We start from the raw sequence: 22,914 nt of genomic DNA on the forward strand, positions 1-22,914 counted from the left end.
CTTATATTCCCCCCACCTCCATGTAAACTATATCACCTGTCTTAACCCCCAACGCATTAGCTTCCTCTACATCGAGATGACATTCTAAAGCATAATTTTCACTAACTCTAACTAATACTCCACCTAAAACTCCACATCTTATACCTTTCTCAAATCGTATTCTCACTATATCACCATCTTTAACCCCTAAAGATCTAGCCTCTTCAGGTTTCATATGAATATGCCTTTGAGCGACTATTACTCCTTCCTCAAGCTTAATTACACCAGCCGGTCCTATAATATATATTCCAGGAGTTCCCTTAAGCTGGCCTGAATCCCTAACTACCGGCTCAACACCTAGGTGATAACAATCGGAAATTGAGACTTCAACTTGACAACTCTTTCTAACAGGTCCCACTATCCTAACGTTATCTATCATTCCCTTAGGACCTAACAATTTTACAGTTTCATTTGCAGCAAATTGTCCCGGTTGCCTAAGATAAGCTTTCACCGTTATTTTATTCCCCCCAAAAAGTATCTTCTCCGCATCCTCAGATATATGAACATGTCTATTGGAAACACCAACTATCACAGGTACTCTTCTTTCCCAAGCTAAAATCTCTTCGACTATTTTTTTTACGAGTTCCTCCCCAAAATCCGCCATGTTTTATCCTCCTTTTGGATACCTGCCAGCTCGTAACCAACACATCATTACATACAAAGCGCTGCTAAGTCTATTAAAGGCTATCAGTATATCCTCCCTCTTAACCCCTTCAAATTCATCATAAAATGCTTCACATGCGGCTATCTCACACTCTCTTATCTGTGTTCTAATCAAGTTCAAATAAGCCATAACCTCTCCATTCTCCCAAGATGGAATAAAGTGATCTATTCCTATAAACTTCCTAGGATGGTGTGAAATATCTCTAATATCCGACCATGATAAACCAAACAATTTAAATTCTTCTAAAGGCTCACCTAAAACCTCAGCTCTTAGTATCTTCCTAACTATAGATAAAACCTCTTCCAAGTGACTAACAACTTGTGGGAAGCCAGCCTTTGCTATTTGTGTTTGAGCCAGAATAATATGGGCCTCTAAAGAGTCTATTTTCCCCCTCAACTTAATTCTTGGGTGGCTTTTAGAAACTAACTTATTACCACTTAAGTGAGTAAAGTGCTCTGGCTTCTCATCAACCCCTAACCCTGCACTTAATAACTCAAATCTCGCCTTAGCCTTAGGTTCTTCTTTCTTTTTCTCCGGCTCTTTTTCCTCAGTAGATTCCGCTTCCCCGTAAACAATTTCGATCTTATTTTCATTAAGATAACTCAAAGCTGCCGGCGTAATTATCGTACCTGGCGGCACCACAAAGCGCCGCACAGGCCCCCTTTTTCTTAACTCGTTTCTTAACTCTATTTCTGTGAGAACTTTCAATATCATCTACCTCCCAGGATCAAAAGCTAAGTTGTTGAACCGGCTTCTTCCTCCCCTTTCTTAAGCTTAGGAAGTATGTACTCAACCTCGGGATGAGGCCTGGGAATAACATGAACAGAAACTAACTCACCCACCCTTGCAGCGGCTGCAGCTCCAGCATCTGTTGCAGCTTTAACAGCACCTACATCGCCCCTAACCATCACAGTTACATAACCTCCTCCTATCTTTTCCTTACCTATAAGCGTCACATTCGCAGCCTTCAACATAGCATCAGCAGCTTCTATTGCTGCTACAAGCCCTCTTGTTTCTATCATACCGAGGGCTATCTGATTAACTGCCATTTAAAATCCCCTCCTTTCACACACTAAAAAATTAATAAATATATATCTTTCAAGATAACCTCTTAATTACTTCCTCAACAATACGCCTTACCAACTCTGGATCTAACCTCTTTTCAGAGATTGAGATCCCACCCTTAAGGTATGTTTCCAATTCCTCAACCGTCCTGACAGGATAAGCAAGTCTTTTTATATTCATTAAATGCTGTGGTCCTATATTATCAGAAGTGATATTACCACCTAATGTTCCACAACCAAGCGTTAGGGATGGAGGTAAACCACTCGTTCCACCTATAGCTCCAAAAACTCCTGGTTGATTCACCAATATCCTAAAAGCCGGCTTTTCAAGAGCGAATTTCATAATTATCTCCTCATTACGAGAGTGAATACACAATGTATGCCCCATTCCCCCAGCTTCTAATATTTTTACACAAAGTTTACATGCCTCTTGCCAGTTACCTACCTCGTAAAAGGCTATAACTGGACTGAGCTTTTCTTTTGAAAGTGGATACTCTTTGCCGGCTCCATCAAGAGGAACAACCAAAACCCTCGTATTCTTAGGTACCGGTATACCCGCTGCCTCAGCTATGTAACAAGCAGATTTCCCAACCACAGCTGGATTAAGAGTCCCATCACTTCTAAACATATATTTCTCAAGTCTATAAGCTTCATCGGGCCTTAAGAAAACACCCCCCAATTTTTCAATCCAAGATTTAACCTCAGAAGCGTTTGAATGCTCACAGATTATAGCTTGTTCCGCAGAACATATGGTACCGTTATCGAAAGTCTTACTATCTATAATACATTTAACTGCAGTTGGAACATCAGCACTTGCCTCTATATAGGCAGGTACATTACCAGGACCTACCCCATAAGCGGGCTTACCAGCGCTATAAGCAGCCTTCACCATCTCAGCTCCACCAGTAGCTAAAATTAGACTCACATCTGGGTGCTTCATAAGAGCCTGAGCAGCCTCTAACGTTACTGTACTTAAACACCCCAGAATCCCTTCCGGCGCTCCAGCTCTTACAGCAGCCTTGTGTAAAATTTCAACAGCCTTACCGGTACATTCAATAGCACGCGGATGAGGACTAAATACCACCGCATTTCTTGCCTTAACAGCTATAAGGGATTTATATATAACTGTAGAAGTTGGATTTGTTACCGGTGTTAAAGCAGCTATAACTCCCACAGGCTCAGCTATTTCATAGATACCCTTTTCTTTATCAATATTTATGACTCCCACAGTCTTCATATCTTTTATATGGTCATAAACTGCTCTAGCAGCAAATAAATTTTTGATAATCTTATGCTCGTATACTCCAACTCCCGTCTCTTCCGCTGCAAGCTTAGCAAGCCAATCGGAAGCTTTTATGGCCTCCATAGCCATGGCCTCTACAATTCTATCCACCTGTTCCTGAGAGAAGTCCTCTACAACCTTTTGAGCTTTCTTTGCCTGTATAACAAGATCTCTAACCTCCTGTAGAGCAAGGAGATCTTTATCAATATTCCTCATCTTTCCTCTCACCTCCCCTTCTCTTAGCAACATTAACTAAGAGCTTAAGAAGATCCGGTTTCTTCAAACGATACATACCTGTTCTGTCTATCAATTCACCACCTATAACTCTAAGTATCGCCCTCAGCTTATTAACTCCATAGTCATATATAGGTACTCCCTCCTTAATAAGATCACTTTTCCCAGCCGCTCTAAGTAAGTCAACAATAATACCGGTTAGCTGTGTTAACTCTTCCTTTATATCCAAGGTTTTACAAGCTATCTTTTCAGTCTTTCCAGATTCCTGATGGATCTTCTCCTTCCCATCTACAGGTCTTCTAAAGGTATCTCCCACACGACCATCTATTATTCTTAAAACCTGTTGATCTAAGCGTGGTATAACATGAAAGCTGATTACCTTTCCAACTTTTAAGGCAGCTTTAACCCCTGCTTCAATAGCAGCATTAACAGCTCCCACATCCCCACCTATTATGACTGTAACAAGTCCTCCTGTCACGAATCGACAAGCTAACAGCTCCACCTGCGCAGCTTTTAAACTCGCATCAGCAGCCTCTATTGCAGGAACAAAGCCTATAGTCTCTATCAAACCTATAGCTAAAGCAGACATAAATGTCTCACTTCACTTAGTAGCGTTTGGGTTCCCTAGCCACCTCTATAACAGCAGCAGCAAAAGCATCACAAGCAGCTTTGCAAGCTGACTGAGTTCCAGTAAGATGACCTCCAGCAAAGTTTGTCTCTGTAGGAGGCCCAAAGAACGATGTCATTCTAACCTCCGCAGCCTTGATAGCAGCGTCCAAAGCATACATAGCCTCTAAAGGTGGAGCTATAAGGTAAGCTAATGGGCTTCCCTCAGGAATGTTATTAATTTTAGAGAGATAAGATCCTGTTCTAGATATAGTTTGGGCATAAAATGCTATAGTTCCCTCCTCATTAGCTGCCCAGAAACAAGCCTCTTCCTCTATCATTGCTATAGCAGCATCTAAACCGCTTCTAACCTCTGCAGGATTAGGACCAGCCAGAATTCCTATAAACTCTCCAGATAATGGCCCAGAAGCGTGAGCCGATCCTGCATAAAAAGAACGAGCATACACAACTTCGACATCCGCTTTCTTAGTTGCTTCATCAACAGCAGTATAACCCACATCGTCTATAGTACAGGTTAGCATACCTATACTTCTTTGATGGGGTTTAAGTTTCAAAGCCTCTTTCATAAACTCATTAACATTAGGAATAATCCTAACAGCCAAAACCTTTGCTCTTACTGGTCCAAAACCGTACACTTCTCATCCCCCCTATCCCTAAAATTAACCCTCCATAGCAGCCAACTTAACACCGCTCATCTTAGCATCATAAATCTTTTTAACTATACTAGCTACATGAGCACCAGCCTCTATAGGGGATAAACCTCTATCATGAATATTAGATACTAATGTTCTATCAGACTCTATGGTGCTCTTGTTAGGTCTGTAACACATGTAAGCACTCATGCTCTTTGCAGTTACAAGCCCAGGTCTCTCACCAATCAACTCGACCAGAACTTCTGGCTGCAATAGTTCCCCTATTTCATCCATTATTGCTACTCTCCCATATTTAACAAAGAATGGGGTCCCTAAACTTAAACCATATCCTTTAATAGCACTATAAAATGATGGTAAAAAATCTCTTATATTAGCCTCTATAGCAGTAGAACTAAGACCATCCACGACTATAAGTTGAACCTGGGGATTCTTCTGACAAGATGCCAAGATCTTCTCTTTCGCCTCAGGAGAAAGCTTTCTACCCAAATCTGGACGAGTAAGATGCTCATCCTTATCTTTAACCATGGTCTGAACCGTAAACATGCCAAGCTCCTCTATAAGCTTAGGATCAACTTCTTTCATAACCGCATCTTTTGCAGCTGCTAAATCCATCCTAAACCTTAACCAAGGTTCTAACTTATATCTCGCACCTACCCTCCATAAGCCTATTCTTGCCGGAGTGGTAGACTTTATCCTCTTTAGACCTTCGGGATCGACCGCATTAGGAACTAAACACCACTCTTCCATCTTTATATCAGCCAAATCTGGTAAGCAAGCCTCCTCTACAGAAGATAACCCTTCCTTTTCTTTCCCTGAGGATACCGTTGTTACAGGAGCCTTTCCTCGCTGCGAAAGCTCCTTTATTACACTCTCCACTATCTCCCTTAATTCCTTTTCTGTTATCATCCCGCTCCCTCCTCTCACTTTTTAAGGAATATACTGGGATCCCCAGCCTTCAGCGTAAGCTTTCCTTCCTCCATCAATCCCATCTCTTCCATCCACTTTTCAAACTCAGGAGCAGGTCTAAGATTAAGAATCTCTCTTAAAGCAACAACATCATGATAACTGGTACACTGATAATTCAACATTATGTCATCTCCCATGGGAACACCCATAAAGTAATTACAGCCCGCAGCCGTAAGGAGCACAGCAAGATTTTCTACATCATTCTGATCTGCCTTCATATGGTTAGTGTAACAAGCGTCGCACCCCATCGGAATTCCCGTGAGCTTACCCATAAAATGGTCCTCCAGACCAGCTCTTATAACCTGTTTACTATCGTAAAGATATTCAGGTCCTATGAAACCTACCACAGTGTTAACAAGAAGCGGGTTGTATCTCTTAGCCAAACCATAACAACGAGCCTCTAAAGTAACTTGATCCGCACCATGGTGCGCCTCAGCTGATAATTCTGACCCTTGTCCTGTCTCAAAATACATGTAGTTAGGCCCTTTAGCTGTACTATGCTTCTTAATGAGCTCATAAGCCTCATCTAACATTTCTACATTAATACCAAACGCTTCATTCGCCTTCTGAGTTCCACCAAGGCTTTGGAAAACCACCCCTACCGGAGCCCCCTGCCTTATACACTTCATCTGAGTAGTAACATGCGCTAAAACAGCATGTTGAGCAGGTATCTTCCATTTTTCTATAAACTCATAAAGAGCACAATATAACCTCGTAACGCTTTCTACCTCATCGATACAAGGATTAATGCCTATTACAGCATCACCTATACCTAAACTAACACCCTCCATTACAGCAGCCATTATTCCCTCAACACTATCAGTAGGATGATTTGGTTGGAGTCTTGCTGAAAGCGTTCCAGGTAAACCTAGCGTAGTGTTACACCTACCTATTCTTCTTATCTTCGCCGCTCCATATATAAGATCTAAATTAGAACTTATTTTTGTAACCGCAGCAACCATCTCGCTCGTCAAACCTAGGCTAATGTATTCGATATCTGCAGATGTTGTATTATGATCAAGTATAAACTCTTTTAATTGTCCAACAGTCCAGGATTTGATCTTGTTATACACATGTTCATTAACCTGATCTTGGATAACCCTTGTAACCTCGTCCTCCTCATATGGAACCACAGGATTATTCCTTAAATCTTCTAACGTCAAATTAGCAAGAACATACTTTGCTGCAATTCTCTCTTCCTCAGAATGAGCCGCTATCCCTGCCAATATGTCTCCTGACTTCTCCTCATTAGCCTTCGCTAAAACCTCCTTAACATCCTTGAACTTATAAATCGTACCTTTAACCTTCGCCTTAAGAATCATGCCCGCCCCCCCTTTCTTATTTATGTTGAAAAACAAGTGTCTTCATAACTACTGGTATAACAGCCCCACCATAAAGAGGCTTTCCTATGTCCACATAATCACCCTCTCCTAAAGATATTTCATCAACAACTACTATATTCCACCCGCTACCCAAAATATCCTTTAACACAACACCCATAGCCTTTCCGATGTCATCTTCACACAAAATCACAACAGGTATTCTTACTCCTATAGACTTATATGCTAAAGCAATTGCAGTAGCTATTTTATTTAAATCCTCAAACCTGCGGACTACTCCTTTAGGAATGGCTATCGCTAATATTGAATGACCTTCTACAGTTGTAAAAGTAAAAAACTTTCCCACCAATTCTTTTTTAATGCTTTCAATATCATCGAAGAGACTATCTAAGGTTACAACAGGGACATTAACAAGTGGTAAAATATCTGAGCTCGTATAAAATATAGTAGAACCGCTTAATTCTGTCGTATGCACCCCTGCACCTATCACAGTAGCATATATAGTTTCATAGGGCTTAATAACATCAAGCGGGAAGTTAACCAATAAAAGCCTAAGCTCATTGGCTAAAAACGGACCTAAATCACCGTATTTCAGAAGTTCACTATCTAAGGAATTATTAACATCATAAAAGAGCCTTCCTACACCACCTGAAAACATGAAGCTATCAGCTTTTACCCCATCCCTCGGCAACTCACCTATAGCAGCCTTCGCAGCTATAGGATCAGATTCTCCTACAATAATATTTAAAAGCGCAGATGCTAGCCTTTTTGCTATACGCCTAATATCGAAGATAGATAAATAAATTCCTTGTTTTATTGATATTCCTAAATCTTCACATACAGCCCAACCTATCTCAGTCCAACTTACAACTTCCTGACTATACTCTTTAAACTTTATAACCCTGCTTCCTATATTTGCACAAAAAGTACTTTTAAGCTTACCATTAACAAATATCGCCGCGTTTGTTGTCCCTCCACCTATATCAATATTACAAATCGTCTTATTCCTATCGCGAGAAAAATGAGCTGCACCCGACCCAATCCCTGCAAGATAAGCCTCAAGATGTGGACCAGCGATAGCTACCACAAAAGTTCCAGCTAACGAAGACAAAGCCCGTGCAACCATCTCCGCATTCTTCTTTTTCGCGGTTTCACCTGTTATAATAATAGCTCCCGTTCTTACTTCTTCCGCTTTCACAAGAGCTTTTTCATACTCACTCCGAACTATACCAACTAGCTTATCAAAATCTATAACATCAATATCAAGCAATGGAGTGAAATACACAGGGCTCCTGTAGATTATCTTTCTACCTATAATCTTGATCTTAGGAACTACAAACCCAGCTGCTATATTATCTATTTGTAGTCTACTAAGCACAAGAGAGGTTGTAGTTGTACCAATATCAATACCTACACTCAATATTTCCTCAATCACAGTACCTTTCCCTTCATGCAGACACACTAATAGAGAGATTAATAACCACTCTTACACTAACCAGGAGGATTAATACTTCATTGCTCTAATACGGTCTTTTGAGGAAAATTAGAAGAGAATACTCACCCACTCCCCCACCTTATACACCAATTAGTAATTTTAGTATAACCTTAAAACTAGTTTTCTGTCAAGAGCCTTAATGCTAAAACTAAGCATTATTTTAAGTTATTACTATTCCTATTAAAGCCATTATTTTTAATACTCACTTAGAATACATTATTAAAACATAATTATTTCCACGGTCAATTCTTCCATATGCTATAATACCTTTTGTGTAAAAGCTACTCATGGGAGGTGAACACTAAAATGACAACTCCTTTCAATTATATTTTTGGCTTTAGGGCTACACCTCTAAAGTTTGGTGTAGGAGCTACTGAACTACTAGGTAAAGAAGCCAAAAAACTAGGGGTTAAAAATGCGCTTATAATAGCAGATAACCTGGTATATGAGAAAACAGATGTCATTAAGAGAGCTATAGAATCCTTAGAAAAGGAAGAGATAAAGTATGATATATGGAAGGAGTTAAAGGGAGAACCAACTGAAGAAGATGTTGATAAAGCCTTAGATTATGTTAAAGGAAAGGACTTTGATGGATTCATTGGGATAGGCGGTGGAAGCGCTATTGATCTAACAAAAATCGTAGATGCTTGCTATACTCACAAACCGCAAAGCTTTAAAGATTATCTTGCAAAACCATATGGAAAAGGAGAACCTATACCGGGACCGATAAAACCCCTTATAGCCATTCCAACAACATCTGGAACAGGTAGCGAAACCACAAGAGCTGCTGTAATAATAGTTGAAAATGCTAAAGCTACAGCTTATGATGACTTTATAGCCCCAAAATTAGCTATAGTAGATCCATTAAATACAATAACGATGTCTCCAAAAGTCACTGCTGGTACAGGAATAGATGCTTTCACTCATGCTTTAGAGGCCTACTTAGCAAAACCTACTCATCTTATACCCCCTGGCTCAATAGTCACTGGCTCTAACTTACTTGTGGACATCGTATCAGAAAAAGCAATAGAGCTCATAGGTAAAAGCTTAAGAGTAGCAACCTGGGATGGGAAAAACTTAGACGCAAGGAGCGATATGGCTTTAGCTGCTTATTTAGCAGGCATTGCCTTTGATAGCGCAGGACTTCATGTTATACACTCTATCGGACAAGCAATAGGAGCAATAAAGGGTATATCCCACGGAATATCAGTAGGACTTTTCGCACCTGCCTTCCTGGAGGTTGTAGCTCCAATATGCCCAGAAAAGGTAGCAAAGGTAGCAGAACTTTTAGGTAAAAGGACAAGGGGGTTAGATAAGATTGAGGCCGCGATGTTAGCTTCCGAAGCTGTTAGAGAGTTACTTAGGGATATAGGTTTCCCAAACGGCCTCTCTGAGTTCGATATCAAAGAAAATGACATATCTAAATTTGTTGAAGAATCGGTTAGACGACCAAGGATAAACTCACCTATAGCGATAACACCTGAATTAGCAAAAAACATAATAACTAAATCGATAAAAATATGGTAGAAAGGGAGAATAAAAGTTTAATATTAGGATTAGATGTAGGTGGAACTCACGTAGATGCAGTTGTACTAGAAGGGAAAAGGGTTATAGATAAGGTTAAGATACCTATAGAAAGCGATGACCTTTTTGAACCAATATGGACTGCCTTATTAAAACTTATAAAAGATAAGAAAGATTCTATTTCCCAAATAAACTTAAGCACTACAGTAGCAACAAATGCGATAGCTCAGGATAAACTTGAACCAGTAGGTATGATTATAGAAAGCGGACCAGGTGTTGATCTTTCACATCTAACAGTTAAAGGTGGAGTTTTCTTCATCTCAGGATATATAGATCACAGGGGGGTAGAAATAAAACCCTTTAACACTAACGAAATATTTCTTGCAAAAAATCTATTTAAAAGCAAAGGGATTAACCTTTGTGGAGTCGTAACCAAATTCTCCGTAAGAAATCCCTCTCACGAAATAAAAATATGGGAGCTACTCAAAAATGATTTTGAATTCATAAGCTTAGGACATAAACTTTCCGGAAAGCTCAATTTCCCAAGGAGAATTAATACAACATATTTGAATTCAGCAACCTATCCAAGCTTTAAACGCTTTTACAAGGGAATAATAGAAGCTCTAGAAAAGGAAAAAATAAAGACTCAGGTTAACATTCTTAAAGCTGATGGAGGAACGGTTGAGCTCGAAACCGCTAAAGACTACCCAGTTTATACAATTCTATCTGGACCAGCAGCAAGTATATTAGGAGCTTTAGCCTTAGGTGTACCTAAAGAGGATGGGATAATCATAGACATAGGAGGCACGACCACAGATATAGCTTTTGTAATTCAGGGTATCCCAATGCTTGAACCCTTTGGCATAAAAATAGGAGATTACAATACCTTAGTAAGAGCCTTATATAGCTTCTCCATAGGTTTAGGAGGAGATAGCGCAATAAAGATTATTAAAGGAAAGTTAAAAATAGGACCGGAAAGGGAGGGATTTCCTAAAGCATTGGGAGGCCCATCCCCCACACCAAGCGATGCTATGATAACTTTAGGGCTCCTAGATTTGGGAAATAAAGAGCAAGCTATAAAATCTATAAAAGATATATCTATTATCCTGGGCTTAGATACAAAGTCATGTGCAGAACTTATACTAAAGGAAATGGTAGGATCGATTAAAAAGGCTGTTGAAAAAGCTTTAGATAGCATAAATAATAAGCCAATTACTACAATCAAAGAGTTACTTTATGGTAAAAAGATTTCACCAAAATTTCTTTTCCTTATTGGAGGGCCAGCTAAAGCACTCGCACCCTTTTTAAAAGAAGAATTCGGGGTTCCTTGTTATGTTCCAAAACTTTACGATGTAGCCAACGCCCTAGGAGCAGCACTTGCCAAGAAGACCTTCGAAATCAATTTGTTCATCAACACAGCTGATGAAATTCTATCTGTTCCTGAACTTGGAATTTGCAAAAAGATAAATAAGAGCTTTACCTTTGAGGAAGCTCAAAAACTTTCCTTAAGTCTCCTAAGAGAATGGGCTCTCTCGAAAGGTATGAGAGAGGAAGAATTTGAAAGTGAAATAATTGAAAGTACCAGTTTTAACATAGTAAGGGGGTTTTACACTTGTGGGAAAAACATAAGGATAAAAGCTCAAATAAAACCAGGTTTGCTTTTCAGTTTGGGAGAGATCGAAAATGCTTAAATCTCAAAATAGATTAGCTTTGGTATTTTTCCCGGCCTTCGATTGGGCCATAACCCCAACGCATCCAGAAAGGGAAGAGAGACTTCTATATACATGGGATCAAATCCTCGAAGAAGGAATTCTCGACATTAACGGAATCGAAGTCTACAACCCAACAATTGCTACAGAGAAGGATATCCAAAGGGTCCATTTTTGCATACCAGATGTAAGATCAAGAGTTCCACAACCCCACCTGATATCTGCAGGAGGAGCTATAAAAGCAGCAGAATTGGTACTTAAGGGGGAAGCGGATAAAGCTTTTGCAATGGTAAGACCACCAGGTCATCACGCTCAAAGAGTGGTTTGGGGAGACAGGGGTTTTTGCATAATAAATATAGAAGCCGTTATGATAGAAAATATAAGACAGCGCTTCGGACATAAAAGAGTAGCTATTGTAGATACAGATTGTCATCATGGAGATGGAACCCAGGATATATATTGGAACGACAGAGATACTCTCTATATATCTATACACCAAGACGGAAGGACTCTTTATCCAGGAACAGGCTTTCCCGATGAACTTGGTGGACCAGCTGCGATAGGCTATAACATAAACATCCCTCTTCCGCCAGGAACCGGAGAGGAAGGATTCCTATATGTGCTAGATAATCTTATATTACCCATATTAGAAGAATATAAGCCCGACCTCGTTATAAATTCTGCAGGTCAGGACAATCACTACACCGATCCTATAACGAACATGAATTTCACAGCCCAAGGTTATGCAAAGCTTACTCAAAAACTCAATCCTGATATAGCCGTATTAGAAGGGGGTTACTCAATAGAGGGAGCCTTACCTTATGTAAATGTAGGTATAATACTTGCCTTAGCAGGCTTAAACTACTCTAACGTTGTAGAACCAGATTATAATCCAGAAAAGCTAAGACAGTCTTCCAAAACCATGGACTATATTAAAAGGCTATGCGACAAAATTTATAATATTTGGAGAAACAGAGAAGTTATAAGAGACGAAATGATAAAGGATCAAAAATATATACTGAGAAAGAGAAACGTTTATTATGATACTGATGGGATATTAGAGAAACAAACCCAAATATTTAAGATTTGCCCCGATTGCTCAGGAGTAAGTACTATAGAGTCAGAATCAGACTGGGGAGCAAAAATTTTTGCTGTAACAATTCCTCGGGATGCTTGTGAAAAGTGCTTTAATGAAGGCTACAGGCTTTTCGAAGAAATAGAAAAAGAAAAATATTACAGGGTTTATCTTCAAGACAAAGTTAACGATTTCTTCTCAAGTAAATGAATTTATCTTATAAACCCCAATAATCTTGGTAAAAACATCGATATTGGTTCAAAGAAAGTCACTATAGCTAGGACAGCTATCTCAGCAATAACAAACTTATAAACAGAGGCTGCTACCCTCTCTAATGATAATCCGGTTATTCCACAGCTAACGAAAAGACAAACTCCCACAGGCGGGGTAACCATTCCTATGGCAAGATTTAAAACCATTATGAAACCAAAGTGAAGCGGATGAACTCCCATTTTAACAGCAATAGGAGCAAGTATTGGAGCTAGTATTATTATCGCAGCACCAGTTTCCATAAACATTCCCACTATAAGTAAGAAGATATTTACTAGCAAAAGAAAAACATACTTATTTTGTGAAAGTGTTAAAAATATAGAAGCTATCCTTTGAGGGATCAAATTAGCAGCTATAACCCAAGCAAAAACGTTAGCCATAGAAATTATTAAAAGTATAGAAGCAACCGTTACACCACTTTGAAATAAAACTTCTGGAATATCTTTCCATCTCAATTCTCTATATATAAACTTACCAACTACAAAAGAATATACTACAGCAACTGCTGCAGCTTCAGTAGGAGTGAAAGCACCAAAAAGTATTCCTCCAAGGATAATTAGCGGCGAAAGCAATGCCCAGAACGCTCCTTTAAATTCTTCCCATACTTTCCTTAAAGAAAAGGCTCCAACTATAGGATAATTCCTGGTCCTTGACTCAAGAAATATAACAACCATCATAGCCAAGCCAAGCATCACTCCAGGTATAAAACCTGCAGCAAAAAGCCCCCCTATAGAAACTCCTACAGAAACTCCGTATATAACCATTATTATGCTTGGAGGAATTATGGGACCTATAGTAGCTGCAGCTGCTGTTAAAGCAGCACTAAAATCCTTTTCATAACCGCTTTTTTCCATTGCAGGTATAAGAATAGATCCAATTGCCGATGCATCAGCAATAGCCGATCCGCTTATTCCAGCGAAAAACATATTAGCAACTACATTAGTATGAGCAAGACCACCTTTTATATGTCCGACAAGACTATTAGCAAACCTTATTATTCTTAGCGTGGTACCACCGCGATTCATAAGCTCCCCCGCCAGGATAAAGAATGGAACAGCCATAAGAGGGAAAGAATCTATCCCCGTGAACATCCTTTGAGTAACAACTTGAAGAGGAACGCCCATTGCAAGTATACAGATAAATCCTGTTATTCCTAAAACAAAAGCTATGGGAACACCTAATAAAAAGGTAATCGCAAAGGCAAGAACCATAAGAGTTATCATTTCCCTCTTTCCTCCTCTAACTTCTTAAGTTCCACATTAGACGTAGAAAGAAGCCCAATAGAGCGAGAAAGCAGCATTTCTAAAAGATGAAGGAACATATAAAAACAACCAAAAGGAATAGCAAAATAAGGTATAACCATAGGCAATCCCATTGCAGGAGAAATCTGGTCTTTTAAGGTTAAGAGAAGGTTTATTCCTTGATAAACAAGTAAGAAAAGAAAAACAATAACAATGATCTCCGAAAAAATTATCAATGATTTTCTCAAGGATAACGGAACCTTGCTTATAAACATGGTAACTCCGATATGCCTTCCCTTTTTAACAGCGATACCAGCTCCAAGATAGGTTACCCATACCATCATATACCTTGCTGCTTCTTCAGACCATGTTAAGGGACTATGGAGGATAAATCTAAATATAACAGCTAAAAAGGTAACTATACTCATAAAGGCCATTAAAGCAACTAAGCCCCACATGGCAATAGAGTCAAAAATATTTAATAAGTACTTCACAAAAAACATCTTAAAATAAAGCCCCCTTTAAAAATTCATTGGGGGCAGACTAATTAATTCTGCCCCCACAAAAGTTAAGAAACTAAAGCTTACTTAACCATTTCCTTTTGCTTAGCTTCTGCCGCTTTAACCACCTCAATAATCTCGTTAACCCACTTCTCCCCTACTTCCTTCTTGACGTATTCTAATACAGCGGGTTGAGAGAGATTCCTAAACTGCTTTGCTTCCTCAGCATTGGGGACATAAACCTTCATACCCTGCTTTTGAAGATTTACCAAGCCAGTCTGAACCTGCCTCTCTGTTAAAGCTCTCTGAGCTATCTTAAAGAGCTGGGCTCCTTCATATATAATTAGCTTTTGCTCCTCAGTAAACTTATTCCAAACCTTATCGTTAACAAACATTATAAGCGGATTATACAGGTGCCCATCTAAAACAACATACTTGGAAACCTCATAGAATTTCATGTTATTGATCAATGTGATTGGACACTCAGCACCATCAACAACTCCCTGTTGCAAAGCCATATAAAGTTCACCAAAAGCTATAGGTGTAGGAGAAGCACCAAGTGCCTCAACTAATTTCATGTGAGCCGGATTTTCCATGGTTCTGATCTTTAACCCTTTCATATCAGCAGGAGATTTTATCTCTTTCTTGATGGTAAAGAAATGCCTGTAACCATTTTCACTTATAGCAAGACAACGTATGCCGGTTGCTTTTAACATCTCACCCATAAGCTTCTGACCAAATGGACCATCCAATACCTCCCACGCTACATAAACATTCGGAAATAGATAAGGAATATCAAAAACCATTATGGGCTTAAATAAGGTAGGAATGGGACCCGTAGTTATAGTACCAAATTCGATAGAACCGATTTTCAAACCTTCAAGTATCTCTTTCTCATTTCCAAGTTGGGAAGCATGAAAAGCATCAACTTTTATCTCCCCATTAGTTTTAGTGAAAACATAATTAGCAAAAATATCAACAGCTATAACTGTCCTATCCTCAGGATCTGCAGGCCCGGCATTCGCAAGCTTAAATTTTGTAAGAGCGAAAGAGCTCTCTGAAATAAACAAACCAAACAACACAAAAATTGCTATCAAGAAGCAGATTCTCCTCAACATAAAGTTACACCCCCTCTCCTGAAAACTTTGTTCTTAAGAGGATTATATATCATCTTTTAAAGCTTATCCAGTCCTTAAAAAAAGAAAAACTTATCTCTTCAAGAATCCCCTCTCGCTAGCTAATATTAAAACCTTTTTAATATCTACCACAAGAGGTCCTCTTCTCGTTACCTGAACTTCCCATTTCCCATCAGAAAACTCTATTTCCCTTTCTCCATCAAGCGCTATAACCCCTTTGTTAATACTAATAGGATACTTTTTCAAGAAAGCCACTTCAGAAAAACACTCCACATATACTTCCTTAACCACACCTGGAACCAAAGGGGCAAAAAGTCTTCTTCCCTCTTTACCCAGCCTTACATAAACTCCTCTATCATCTATCTCACTAGTAGGAATGAGGTAACCTCCTATAGAAGAAGCACCTATAGAGTCAGGTTTAGCTATCGTAGAGAAAATTTCTTTCATCTCTTCTGGATGCCATATAGCTCTTGAGCCTATAAAGGAACAATCAAGCGAAACCAAATCAATCAAAGCTATATCTCTTAACTCCCCCTCCTTAAAGAGTTCTACCCTTTTAGCTCTAAAACATCCCTCTTCTTTTGAAACTACACCTTTAGCAATCGCAGCAGCAGCTAGCGCTGCAACAGTACCTTCTATCATATATGGAAAAACGTTATTGGTTCCGGTAGATATTGGAAGTAAAGGAAGCTCACTATCATGAGAAAGCCCCTTTGCAACTACCCTATTCGTACCATCTCCTCCAAGAGTTATCAAACAATCTACTCTTTCCCTTTCTAAAATGTGTGCGGCTTTTGTAGAATCATCCTGAGTAAACTCTACACTCATATCTATAATCTCAACCTTTAACCTCATTTTACCTAAGGCTTTCAAAGCCTTTAAGCCTATCTGAAAATAATCCGGCATAAATAAAACCTCTTTTATACCAACTTCATCAAAAATCGAAAGCATTCTTTTAACTATATTAACTTTCTCATTATTATCAAAAACAGAACCATGAGCAACAAGCCTTCTTATATCCTTACCTGATGCTGGATTAGCTATTATCCCTATTCTCCCCATAAAATATCTTCCCCCTTTAAAAGAAACTGGGGCCCCTTTGGAAGGAGCCCCAGTAACTTAAGGCTTAAAGAATAGACTTTGCAGCCTTGATAATATCCTCAACCTGAGGTATGACAAACCTCTCAAGGGGTGGAGAAAAAGGTATAGGAACATTTTTACCACAAACTCTCTTAACAGGAGCATCAAGATATTCAAAGGCCTTCTCCATTATTATTGAAACTATCTCTCCACCAAAACCGTTTCTCTCAACAGCTTCATGAACGACAACAGCCCTATGAGTCTTTCTAACCGAAGCTAAAATTTTCTCCTCATCAAGAGGGTAAAGCGTTCTAGGATCAACTACCTCAACAGAAAAACCATCCTTCTCAAGAATAGATGCAGCATCTAAAGCTTTATGAACCATCAAAGATGTAGCTATTATAGTAAGATCCTTACCTTCTCTCTTTATATCTGCAACACCTAGCGGTATTATATACTCTTCCTCTGGAACAGGACCTTTAAAACCGTAAAGCATCTTATGCTCCAAAAATACAACAGGGTTGTCGTCTCTTATAGAAGCCTTAAGCAAACCTTTAGCATCGTAAGGGGTTGATGGCATTACAACCTTAAGACCAGGAAGATGAGTAAACCAAGCTTCAAGACTTTGAGAATGCTGAGCCGCAGCAGAAAGCCCTCCTCCCACAGGAGTTCTAATAACCATGGGAAGTTTAACCTTTCCTCCAAACATATATCTCATCTTAGCTGCTTGATTAGTTATCTCGTCCATTGCTACACCCATGAAATCACAGAACATTATTTCTGCTACAGGTCTCATACCTGTGGCAGCAGCCCCAACAGCAGAACCAATTATAGCTGTTTCACTTATAGGTGTATCTCTGACCCTATCATCTCCGAACTCTTCCCAAAGCCCTTTTGTAACTCCAAAGCAACCACCAAATCTTCCGACATCTTCACCACATATATATACCTTATCATCACGCTTCATTTCCTCCCTTAAAGCTTCCCTTATCGCTTCCGCATATGTAATCTCTCTCATTCCAAGCACCCCCTAAGCATAAACATCCTCAAGAGCCTCTTCAGGCTCAGGATAGGGGCTATTTTCCGCAAACCTCACGGCTTCTTCAACTTCCCTAGCTATCATCTCCTCTATATCTCTTATCTTAGCTTCACTCAATATCCCCGCTTTAATAAGCCTCTCTTGAAAACGCCTTATTGGACATTTTTTCTTCCATTCCTCTATTTCGTCTTGTGTTCTATAAGTTTGAGGATCCCCCTCAAAGTGTCCCCTCCAACGAGCTGTTTTAGCCTCTATCAATGTCGGACCCCCACCAGAGCGAGCTTTATTCACTGCCTCCTTAACTGCTTCGTAGACAGCTATAACATCGTTCCCATCTATAACAATCCCAGGCATACCGTAAGCCGAAGCTCTATCTGCCACATCATCGATCGCCATCCCCTTTCGCTGAGGCATCGATATGCCATACATATTATTCTCGCATAGAAATATAACAGGTAGCTTCCATATAGAGGCCATGTTTAAGCTTTCATGGAAAGTACCTCTATTTGATGCACCATCGCTAAAGAAACATAAAGCAACTCTTCCGTTCTTTTGTAAATAACTTGATAAGGCTGCACCCGTTGCTATTGGCAAACCAGCACCAACTATCCCATTAGCTCCGAGTATGCCCAGATCTACATCAGCTATATGCATAGATCCTCCTTTACCCTTACAATAGCCGGTCTTTTTACCGTAAAGCTCAGCCATCATATATTTAAGATCTCCGCCTTTAGCTATTAGATGCCCATGTCCTCTGTGAGTACTAGTTATATAATCAGTGGGTTCTAAAGCTGAGCAAGCCCCAACAGCTACTGCCTCTTCACCTATGTAAGAGTGAACAAAACCCGGTATCTTACCTTGAGCAAAAAGCTCCACAACTTTTTCTTCGAACCGTCTTATCCTTAACATAGAAATATACATGTTAATCCACAGTTTTTCCTCACCCAAGGTTCTCCCCTCCTAACTAAGACTACCCGGGAACTTTGACAATTACACAAGCATTAACGACAACAATTTCTGAAGTCTCCCCAAACTTAGGAACATAAATCCCGGGCACCTTAAGCCCTCCCTTTTCTAACCTTAACTCCACTTTACCTATGGGAATAGCTTTCTTTATTTCTTCCTCTTCTACCTCGCCTCCCTCAGGAATACCAAGTATAACTTCTACAAGAACATCCTCGAGAGGAACGTTCAAAATTTCAATTAAACCACATAAACAAACGCGAGAAATAGCATCTTTAATAGCTTTTACGCTTGCATTAGTGTAATCTCCTCCATGGAGATCCAACCCCATACCAAACTCGATAACAAATCTTTTATAGTTATTCATAGGAAAAACTCATCTCCACTCTTTCCGCCAAGCCCAGGATGAAGATCGAATCTAACAACTCCCACACGAGCTTTTCTCTTAACAGCTTTAGCCACCATACTAACACCTTCGTTGCCAAAGCCACCGCAAAGCTCTATACAAGATATTCCCTCTCTCACTAAATCCACTGCAATTTGAGCACCTTCTTCGTAGCTTCTAACGCCAACCACATGAAGTTCGACCTCTCCGCTTTTAACCACGGTTCTATCTTTCCGAGAGTCTGCCTGAGGAGCTATAAAAATAAAAGCAGCCCTCAAAGCCAATATAAGATCACCTCCTAAACAACTTATATATATGCTGCCTTTATCATACCTCCATCCACATTAATGGCTTGACCTGTTATGTAGCTTGCTTTTTCCGAAGCCAGGAACAAAACCACATTAGCTATCTCCTCAGGATAACCATAACGACCTAGCGGAATATTTCCTTTAGCAAAAGCTTCTATAGCCTCAGCAGAAGATAACCCTAACATTTTACCTAACTGGTCACCAAGCTGTCCTGGCCCTTCCCATAAAGGAGTTCTCACCGGTCCTGGACAAACAGCATTAACGAGTATCCCATACTTAGCCAAATAATTAGCAAAATCTTTGGTCACCATGATCACGGCAGCCTTAGCAGTATCATAATCCAGCAATCCACCTGGCTGCTTACCAAATATAGAAGAAATGTTGATAATCCTTCCCCATTTATTCTCACGCATATAAGGAACCACCGCCCTACTTAAGCGTACAACAGCGTATACCATTAAATCCATATTGAAGAAGAACTGCTCCTCAGGAAGCTCCATAAGATCGCTAAAGCGCGCAGTTCCAGCATTGTTAACTAAGATATCTATACGACCAAACCTTTTAACCGTTTCTTTTACAAATTTATCTATATCCTCCTTCTTAGTTACGTCAGCTCGAACAGCCAAAACTTCAACACCCTTCTTCTTAAGCTCATCAGCAGTCATATACAACCTTTCCTCGTTTATATCGCACAAGGACAATTTACAACCTTCATCGGCAAACGCTACAGCACAAGCCTTACCTATCCCCTGAGCCGCCCCAGTAATCATAACGACCTTATTTCTTATACCCAAATCCATCCTTTCACCCCCTATAGAAATAATCTCTATAAGATAATATAGCATTAAGGTTTACCTATTCAAGTTCGAAAACATACTTTAAAGCAACCATTTACCTATATTCTCATAATTTTCTTTCAAATATTTTTAAGTTCTCTTCTTCTTCAAAAGTTTCAAAAGTTTACTCATAAAAATGCTCCCTTCTTCTATCTTAAATCTTCTACACAGTAAAGCATAAGGTAAAAACATAAAAAGAGAAAAAAACATAGAAAGCCAGGAATTACTAATAAAAAGAAGAGCAAAAATGGAAAAAACTAGAAAAACCAAAGATGGAAGAAATATCTTAAGGGAATAGAAAAAGAGATCGACATGAACAGACCTCATAGCAAGAGCTCTTTTTAAAAAAAGAAAATTCAAAACAAAAGCTATAGATGTAGCAAGCGCAAGTCCAGGAGGACCAAAAAGCTTTCCAAAGATTATATTCAAGATAGCATTAAAGACTACGATCCAAGCATTTATTATCGTGGGTGTTTTAGTATCTTTAAGCGCATAAAAAGCCCTCATAAATATATGAACCAGAGCTGAAAAAACAAGACCCACAGAATAAAACCTTAGCGTCATATAAGTATTTTTAAAAGCCCATTCAGAAAAAGCTCCTCTAAAAAATATGATTTTTACAAGAATTGGAGAATAGAGAAAAATAAATATTGAAGCAGGTATAACGATAAATAAAGCTATCTTTGAAGCAGATAATAAAGTGTCTTTAAACTCCTTAAGTCCATCTTTTAAAACATCTTGAGAAAGTAAGGGAAGAGCCACAGTAGAAAAAGAAACAGCAAACACACCCAAGGGAAGTTGATAAAGCCTAAAAGCGTAATTTATAACAGATATACCTCCAGGGGAAAGCAAAGAAGCTACTATCTTGTCTACAAGATTTTGAACCTGATGTATAGCCAGCCCGAAAGTAAGAGGAGCCATCATTAAAGCTATCCTTCTTATTCCCTCATGGGTAAAATCCAAAAGAGCCTCATGTCTCCAACCAAGCTTTCTTAGCCATAAAAGCTGAAACAACCATTGCAAAAGCCCACCAAGAGTTGAGCCAATAGCAACGGAATATATCCCGAGAGATCTATAAAGAAATAAGGATAAAACTATAATCGAAATGTTGAAGAAAGCAGAAGCCACACCAGGTATGAAAAAGTTACCAAAAGAGTTTAAAACCCCCATTGTCAAGGCAGCAAGGCTTACAAAAAATATAAAGGGCATGGTTATCTTAGCGAGAGAAACACACAAATTATAAGTATCTAAAGAAAATCCGGGTGCTAACAGCTTAACTAAATAGGGAAGAAGAAGATAACCTAAAGGTATAAGTATCCCAAAGAGTAAGAAAAGAAGATTCAAAATAATATTAAGAAGCTTCCAAGCTCCTTCTCTCCCTTCCTTAATAAGATACTCATTAAAGACTGGGACAAAAGAGGAACCTAAAGCTCCCTCAGCTAGAAGCTGCCTTAAAAGATTAGGGATAAGAAAAGCGATTAAAAAGGCATCGTAAGCAGGCGTCGCACCAAAGAGAAAAGCCATTACGCTCTCTCTCAAAAGCCCTAAAAATCTACTTATCAAAGTTCCAAACATCATTATAATAGCATTAGAAAAGATACCTTTCCTATCCATAGCCTATGAGAAGGGAGGGATATCCCTGAAGAGAATACTCCTTGGTGTGGGTAATGAACTTCTAGGGGACGATGGTGTAGGCCCTTGGATAGCTAAAAGAATAAATGGAATAAGAGGATGGATAGGGTTAGATGTGGGAACAGCTCCTGAGAACTTTACTTCCCTCATAAGAAGAGAAAAGCCCTCTCTTCTTGTAATAATCGATGCCACAGAAATGAATTTACTACCTGGAGAAATAAGAATGATACCATTAGAGAAAATCCCAAAGTTAACGTACTTTTCAACCCATACACTATCTCTCTCTTTTCTAATAGAAAGCTTAAAAGGTGATGTCAAAAATATCCTTTTTATAGGAGTGCAACCCAAGGCTATAGCCTTGGGTTGCACATTATCAGAAGAAGTATTAACTTCAGCTAAAAGGCTTCTTAACTTACTTATATCTAACAAATTCCTTGAAGAACTCACTTCACTATGAGAGAATCTGAATATTTATTGTAATCAGCTAATAAAAACTCCGGACTCATGCTTAGACACTTTACTGGACAAATATCATTACACTGCGAGCAAAAAGTGCATCTAGCAACATATATTTTTATCTTTTTCTCTGAGGGAAGAAACTCTATAGCACCTGCAGGACAAACCCTTATACACTGCCTACAACCTATACACTTATCTCTATCGTAAGATATCTTACCTCTAAAGCCTGGCGGAGTCTCTATAGGCGGAATAAGTTTAATTTCTCCACTTTTAACGGCCTCTAAGAACTCTAAAACCGAATCAGGAGCATACTTTGCAGGAAAAAGATTCGTCTCCGGTCCTCCAAAGAGCTGTTTGAAAAGCTCAAGAATCATTGGGGTAGCCATTCTATAA

The 22,914-nt window shown here is 39.3% G+C and carries 23 protein-coding genes and 1 pseudogene; 4 read left to right on the forward strand and 20 right to left on the reverse strand.

The features are described from left to right. Position 1: 1 nt before the first annotated feature. The 9 genes and pseudogenes from pduL to NZ900_00140 form a co-directional block, all read right to left on the reverse strand. Complete coding sequence (pduL, locus tag NZ900_00100; GenBank protein MCS7232498.1) at positions 2-643, reverse strand: phosphate propanoyltransferase; 642 nt, start codon at positions 641-643, stop codon at positions 2-4. 3 nt (positions 644-646) lie between these two features. Then, entirely contained in the window at positions 647-1,411 is a 765-nt protein-coding gene (locus NZ900_00105) for a cobalamin adenosyltransferase (GenBank protein ID MCS7232499.1), read from the reverse strand. Positions 1,412-1,437: 26 nt separating this feature from the next. Beyond that, positions 1,438-1,752 (reverse strand): ethanolamine utilization microcompartment protein EutM, encoded by a 315-nt coding sequence (gene eutM, locus NZ900_00110; GenBank protein MCS7232500.1) that lies wholly within the window; start codon positions 1,750-1,752, stop codon positions 1,438-1,440. Between the two features lie 49 nt (positions 1,753-1,801). Beyond that, on the reverse strand, positions 1,802-3,265 hold the full coding sequence (locus NZ900_00115) for an acetaldehyde dehydrogenase (acetylating) (GenBank protein MCS7232501.1): 1,464 nt from the start codon (positions 3,263-3,265) through the stop codon (positions 1,802-1,804). Positions 3,266-3,635: 370 nt separating this feature from the next. Continuing rightward, positions 3,636-3,872 (reverse strand): annotated as a pseudogene (locus NZ900_00120) (BMC domain-containing protein). Between the two features lie 16 nt (positions 3,873-3,888). Further along, positions 3,889-4,545: an ethanolamine utilization microcompartment protein EutL gene (eutL, locus tag NZ900_00125; GenBank protein ID MCS7232502.1), complete on the reverse strand. Its 657-nt coding sequence runs from the start codon at positions 4,543-4,545 to the stop codon at positions 3,889-3,891. 24 nt (positions 4,546-4,569) lie between these two features. Then, a complete protein-coding gene (gene eutC / locus NZ900_00130; protein MCS7232503.1) occupies positions 4,570-5,469 on the reverse strand; it encodes an ethanolamine ammonia-lyase subunit EutC in 900 nt (299 codons plus the stop codon). 14 nt (positions 5,470-5,483) lie between these two features. Next, the gene (locus NZ900_00135) at positions 5,484-6,851 is read right to left on the reverse strand and encodes an ethanolamine ammonia-lyase subunit EutB (GenBank protein ID MCS7232504.1); all 1,368 of its coding nucleotides are present in this window, start codon (positions 6,849-6,851) and stop codon (positions 5,484-5,486) included. Between the two features lie 16 nt (positions 6,852-6,867). Then, positions 6,868-8,304 (reverse strand): ethanolamine ammonia-lyase reactivating factor EutA, encoded by a 1,437-nt coding sequence (locus tag NZ900_00140; GenBank protein MCS7232505.1) that lies wholly within the window; start codon positions 8,302-8,304, stop codon positions 6,868-6,870. Between the two features lie 366 nt (positions 8,305-8,670). Here NZ900_00140 and NZ900_00145 point away from each other — a divergent pair, with 366 nt between their 5' ends. The 3 genes from NZ900_00145 to NZ900_00155 are packed head-to-tail and all read left to right on the forward strand — an operon-like array spanning position 8,671 to position 12,882. Next, the gene (locus NZ900_00145; GenBank protein ID MCS7232506.1) at positions 8,671-9,891 is read left to right on the forward strand and encodes an iron-containing alcohol dehydrogenase; all 1,221 of its coding nucleotides are present in this window, start codon (positions 8,671-8,673) and stop codon (positions 9,889-9,891) included. Beyond that, positions 9,885-11,579, forward strand: a complete 1,695-nt coding sequence (locus tag NZ900_00150; GenBank protein ID MCS7232507.1) for a hydantoinase/oxoprolinase family protein — start codon at positions 9,885-9,887, stop codon at positions 11,577-11,579. The genes NZ900_00145 and NZ900_00150 overlap by 7 nt, the downstream gene beginning before the upstream one ends. Then, entirely contained in the window at positions 11,572-12,882 is a 1,311-nt protein-coding gene (locus NZ900_00155; GenBank protein MCS7232508.1) for a histone deacetylase, read from the forward strand. Before NZ900_00150 ends, NZ900_00155 begins: the two co-directional genes overlap by 8 nt. Positions 12,883-12,884: 2 nt before the next feature. Here the strand turns inward: NZ900_00155 and NZ900_00160 are convergent, their stop codons facing one another. The 10 genes from NZ900_00160 to murJ all read right to left on the reverse strand — a co-directional run bounded on the left by NZ900_00160 (position 12,885) and on the right by murJ (position 22,044). Beyond that, on the reverse strand, positions 12,885-14,165 hold the full coding sequence (locus tag NZ900_00160) for a TRAP transporter large permease (protein MCS7232509.1): 1,281 nt from the start codon (positions 14,163-14,165) through the stop codon (positions 12,885-12,887). Next, positions 14,162-14,686 (reverse strand): TRAP transporter small permease, encoded by a 525-nt coding sequence (locus NZ900_00165; GenBank protein ID MCS7232510.1) that lies wholly within the window; start codon positions 14,684-14,686, stop codon positions 14,162-14,164. Before NZ900_00165 ends, NZ900_00160 begins: the two co-directional genes overlap by 4 nt. Positions 14,687-14,766: 80 nt before the next feature. Continuing rightward, positions 14,767-15,801, reverse strand: coding sequence for a DctP family TRAP transporter solute-binding subunit (locus NZ900_00170; protein ID MCS7232511.1), 1,035 nt, complete (start codon positions 15,799-15,801; stop codon positions 14,767-14,769). A 90-nt stretch (positions 15,802-15,891) separates the two neighbouring features. Next, the gene (locus NZ900_00175) at positions 15,892-16,881 is read right to left on the reverse strand and encodes an NAD(+)/NADH kinase (GenBank protein ID MCS7232512.1); all 990 of its coding nucleotides are present in this window, start codon (positions 16,879-16,881) and stop codon (positions 15,892-15,894) included. A gap of 64 nt (positions 16,882-16,945) precedes the next feature. Continuing rightward, on the reverse strand, positions 16,946-17,917 hold the full coding sequence (locus NZ900_00180; protein MCS7232513.1) for an alpha-ketoacid dehydrogenase subunit beta: 972 nt from the start codon (positions 17,915-17,917) through the stop codon (positions 16,946-16,948). 12 nt (positions 17,918-17,929) lie between these two features. Continuing rightward, on the reverse strand, positions 17,930-18,859 hold the full coding sequence (locus NZ900_00185; GenBank protein MCS7232514.1) for a thiamine pyrophosphate-dependent dehydrogenase E1 component subunit alpha: 930 nt from the start codon (positions 18,857-18,859) through the stop codon (positions 17,930-17,932). A gap of 49 nt (positions 18,860-18,908) precedes the next feature. Next, on the reverse strand, positions 18,909-19,268 hold the full coding sequence (locus tag NZ900_00190; protein ID MCS7232515.1) for a Lin0512 family protein: 360 nt from the start codon (positions 19,266-19,268) through the stop codon (positions 18,909-18,911). Next, positions 19,265-19,570, reverse strand: coding sequence for a DUF6506 family protein (locus tag NZ900_00195; protein ID MCS7232516.1), 306 nt, complete (start codon positions 19,568-19,570; stop codon positions 19,265-19,267). The genes NZ900_00190 and NZ900_00195 overlap by 4 nt, the downstream gene beginning before the upstream one ends. A gap of 23 nt (positions 19,571-19,593) precedes the next feature. Then, positions 19,594-20,394, reverse strand: a complete 801-nt coding sequence (locus NZ900_00200) for an SDR family oxidoreductase (protein MCS7232517.1) — start codon at positions 20,392-20,394, stop codon at positions 19,594-19,596. 126 nt (positions 20,395-20,520) lie between these two features. Next, a complete protein-coding gene (murJ, locus tag NZ900_00205) occupies positions 20,521-22,044 on the reverse strand; it encodes a murein biosynthesis integral membrane protein MurJ (GenBank protein ID MCS7232518.1) in 1,524 nt (507 codons plus the stop codon). Positions 22,045-22,090: 46 nt separating this feature from the next. On the opposite strand from murJ, the gene hycI reads away from it, so the two are divergent. Continuing rightward, positions 22,091-22,519: a hydrogenase maturation peptidase HycI gene (hycI, locus tag NZ900_00210; GenBank protein MCS7232519.1), complete on the forward strand. Its 429-nt coding sequence runs from the start codon at positions 22,091-22,093 to the stop codon at positions 22,517-22,519. On the opposite strand, the gene NZ900_00215 is transcribed toward hycI, so the two are convergent. Continuing rightward, positions 22,506-22,907: a 4Fe-4S binding protein gene (locus tag NZ900_00215; protein MCS7232520.1), complete on the reverse strand. Its 402-nt coding sequence runs from the start codon at positions 22,905-22,907 to the stop codon at positions 22,506-22,508. The genes hycI and NZ900_00215 overlap by 14 nt on opposite strands. Between the last annotated feature and the right edge of the window lie 7 nt (positions 22,908-22,914).

This window comes from Synergistota bacterium (genome assembly GCA_025060595.1).
Taxonomy (GTDB): domain Bacteria; phylum Synergistota; class GBS-1; order GBS-1; family GBS-1; genus 42-11.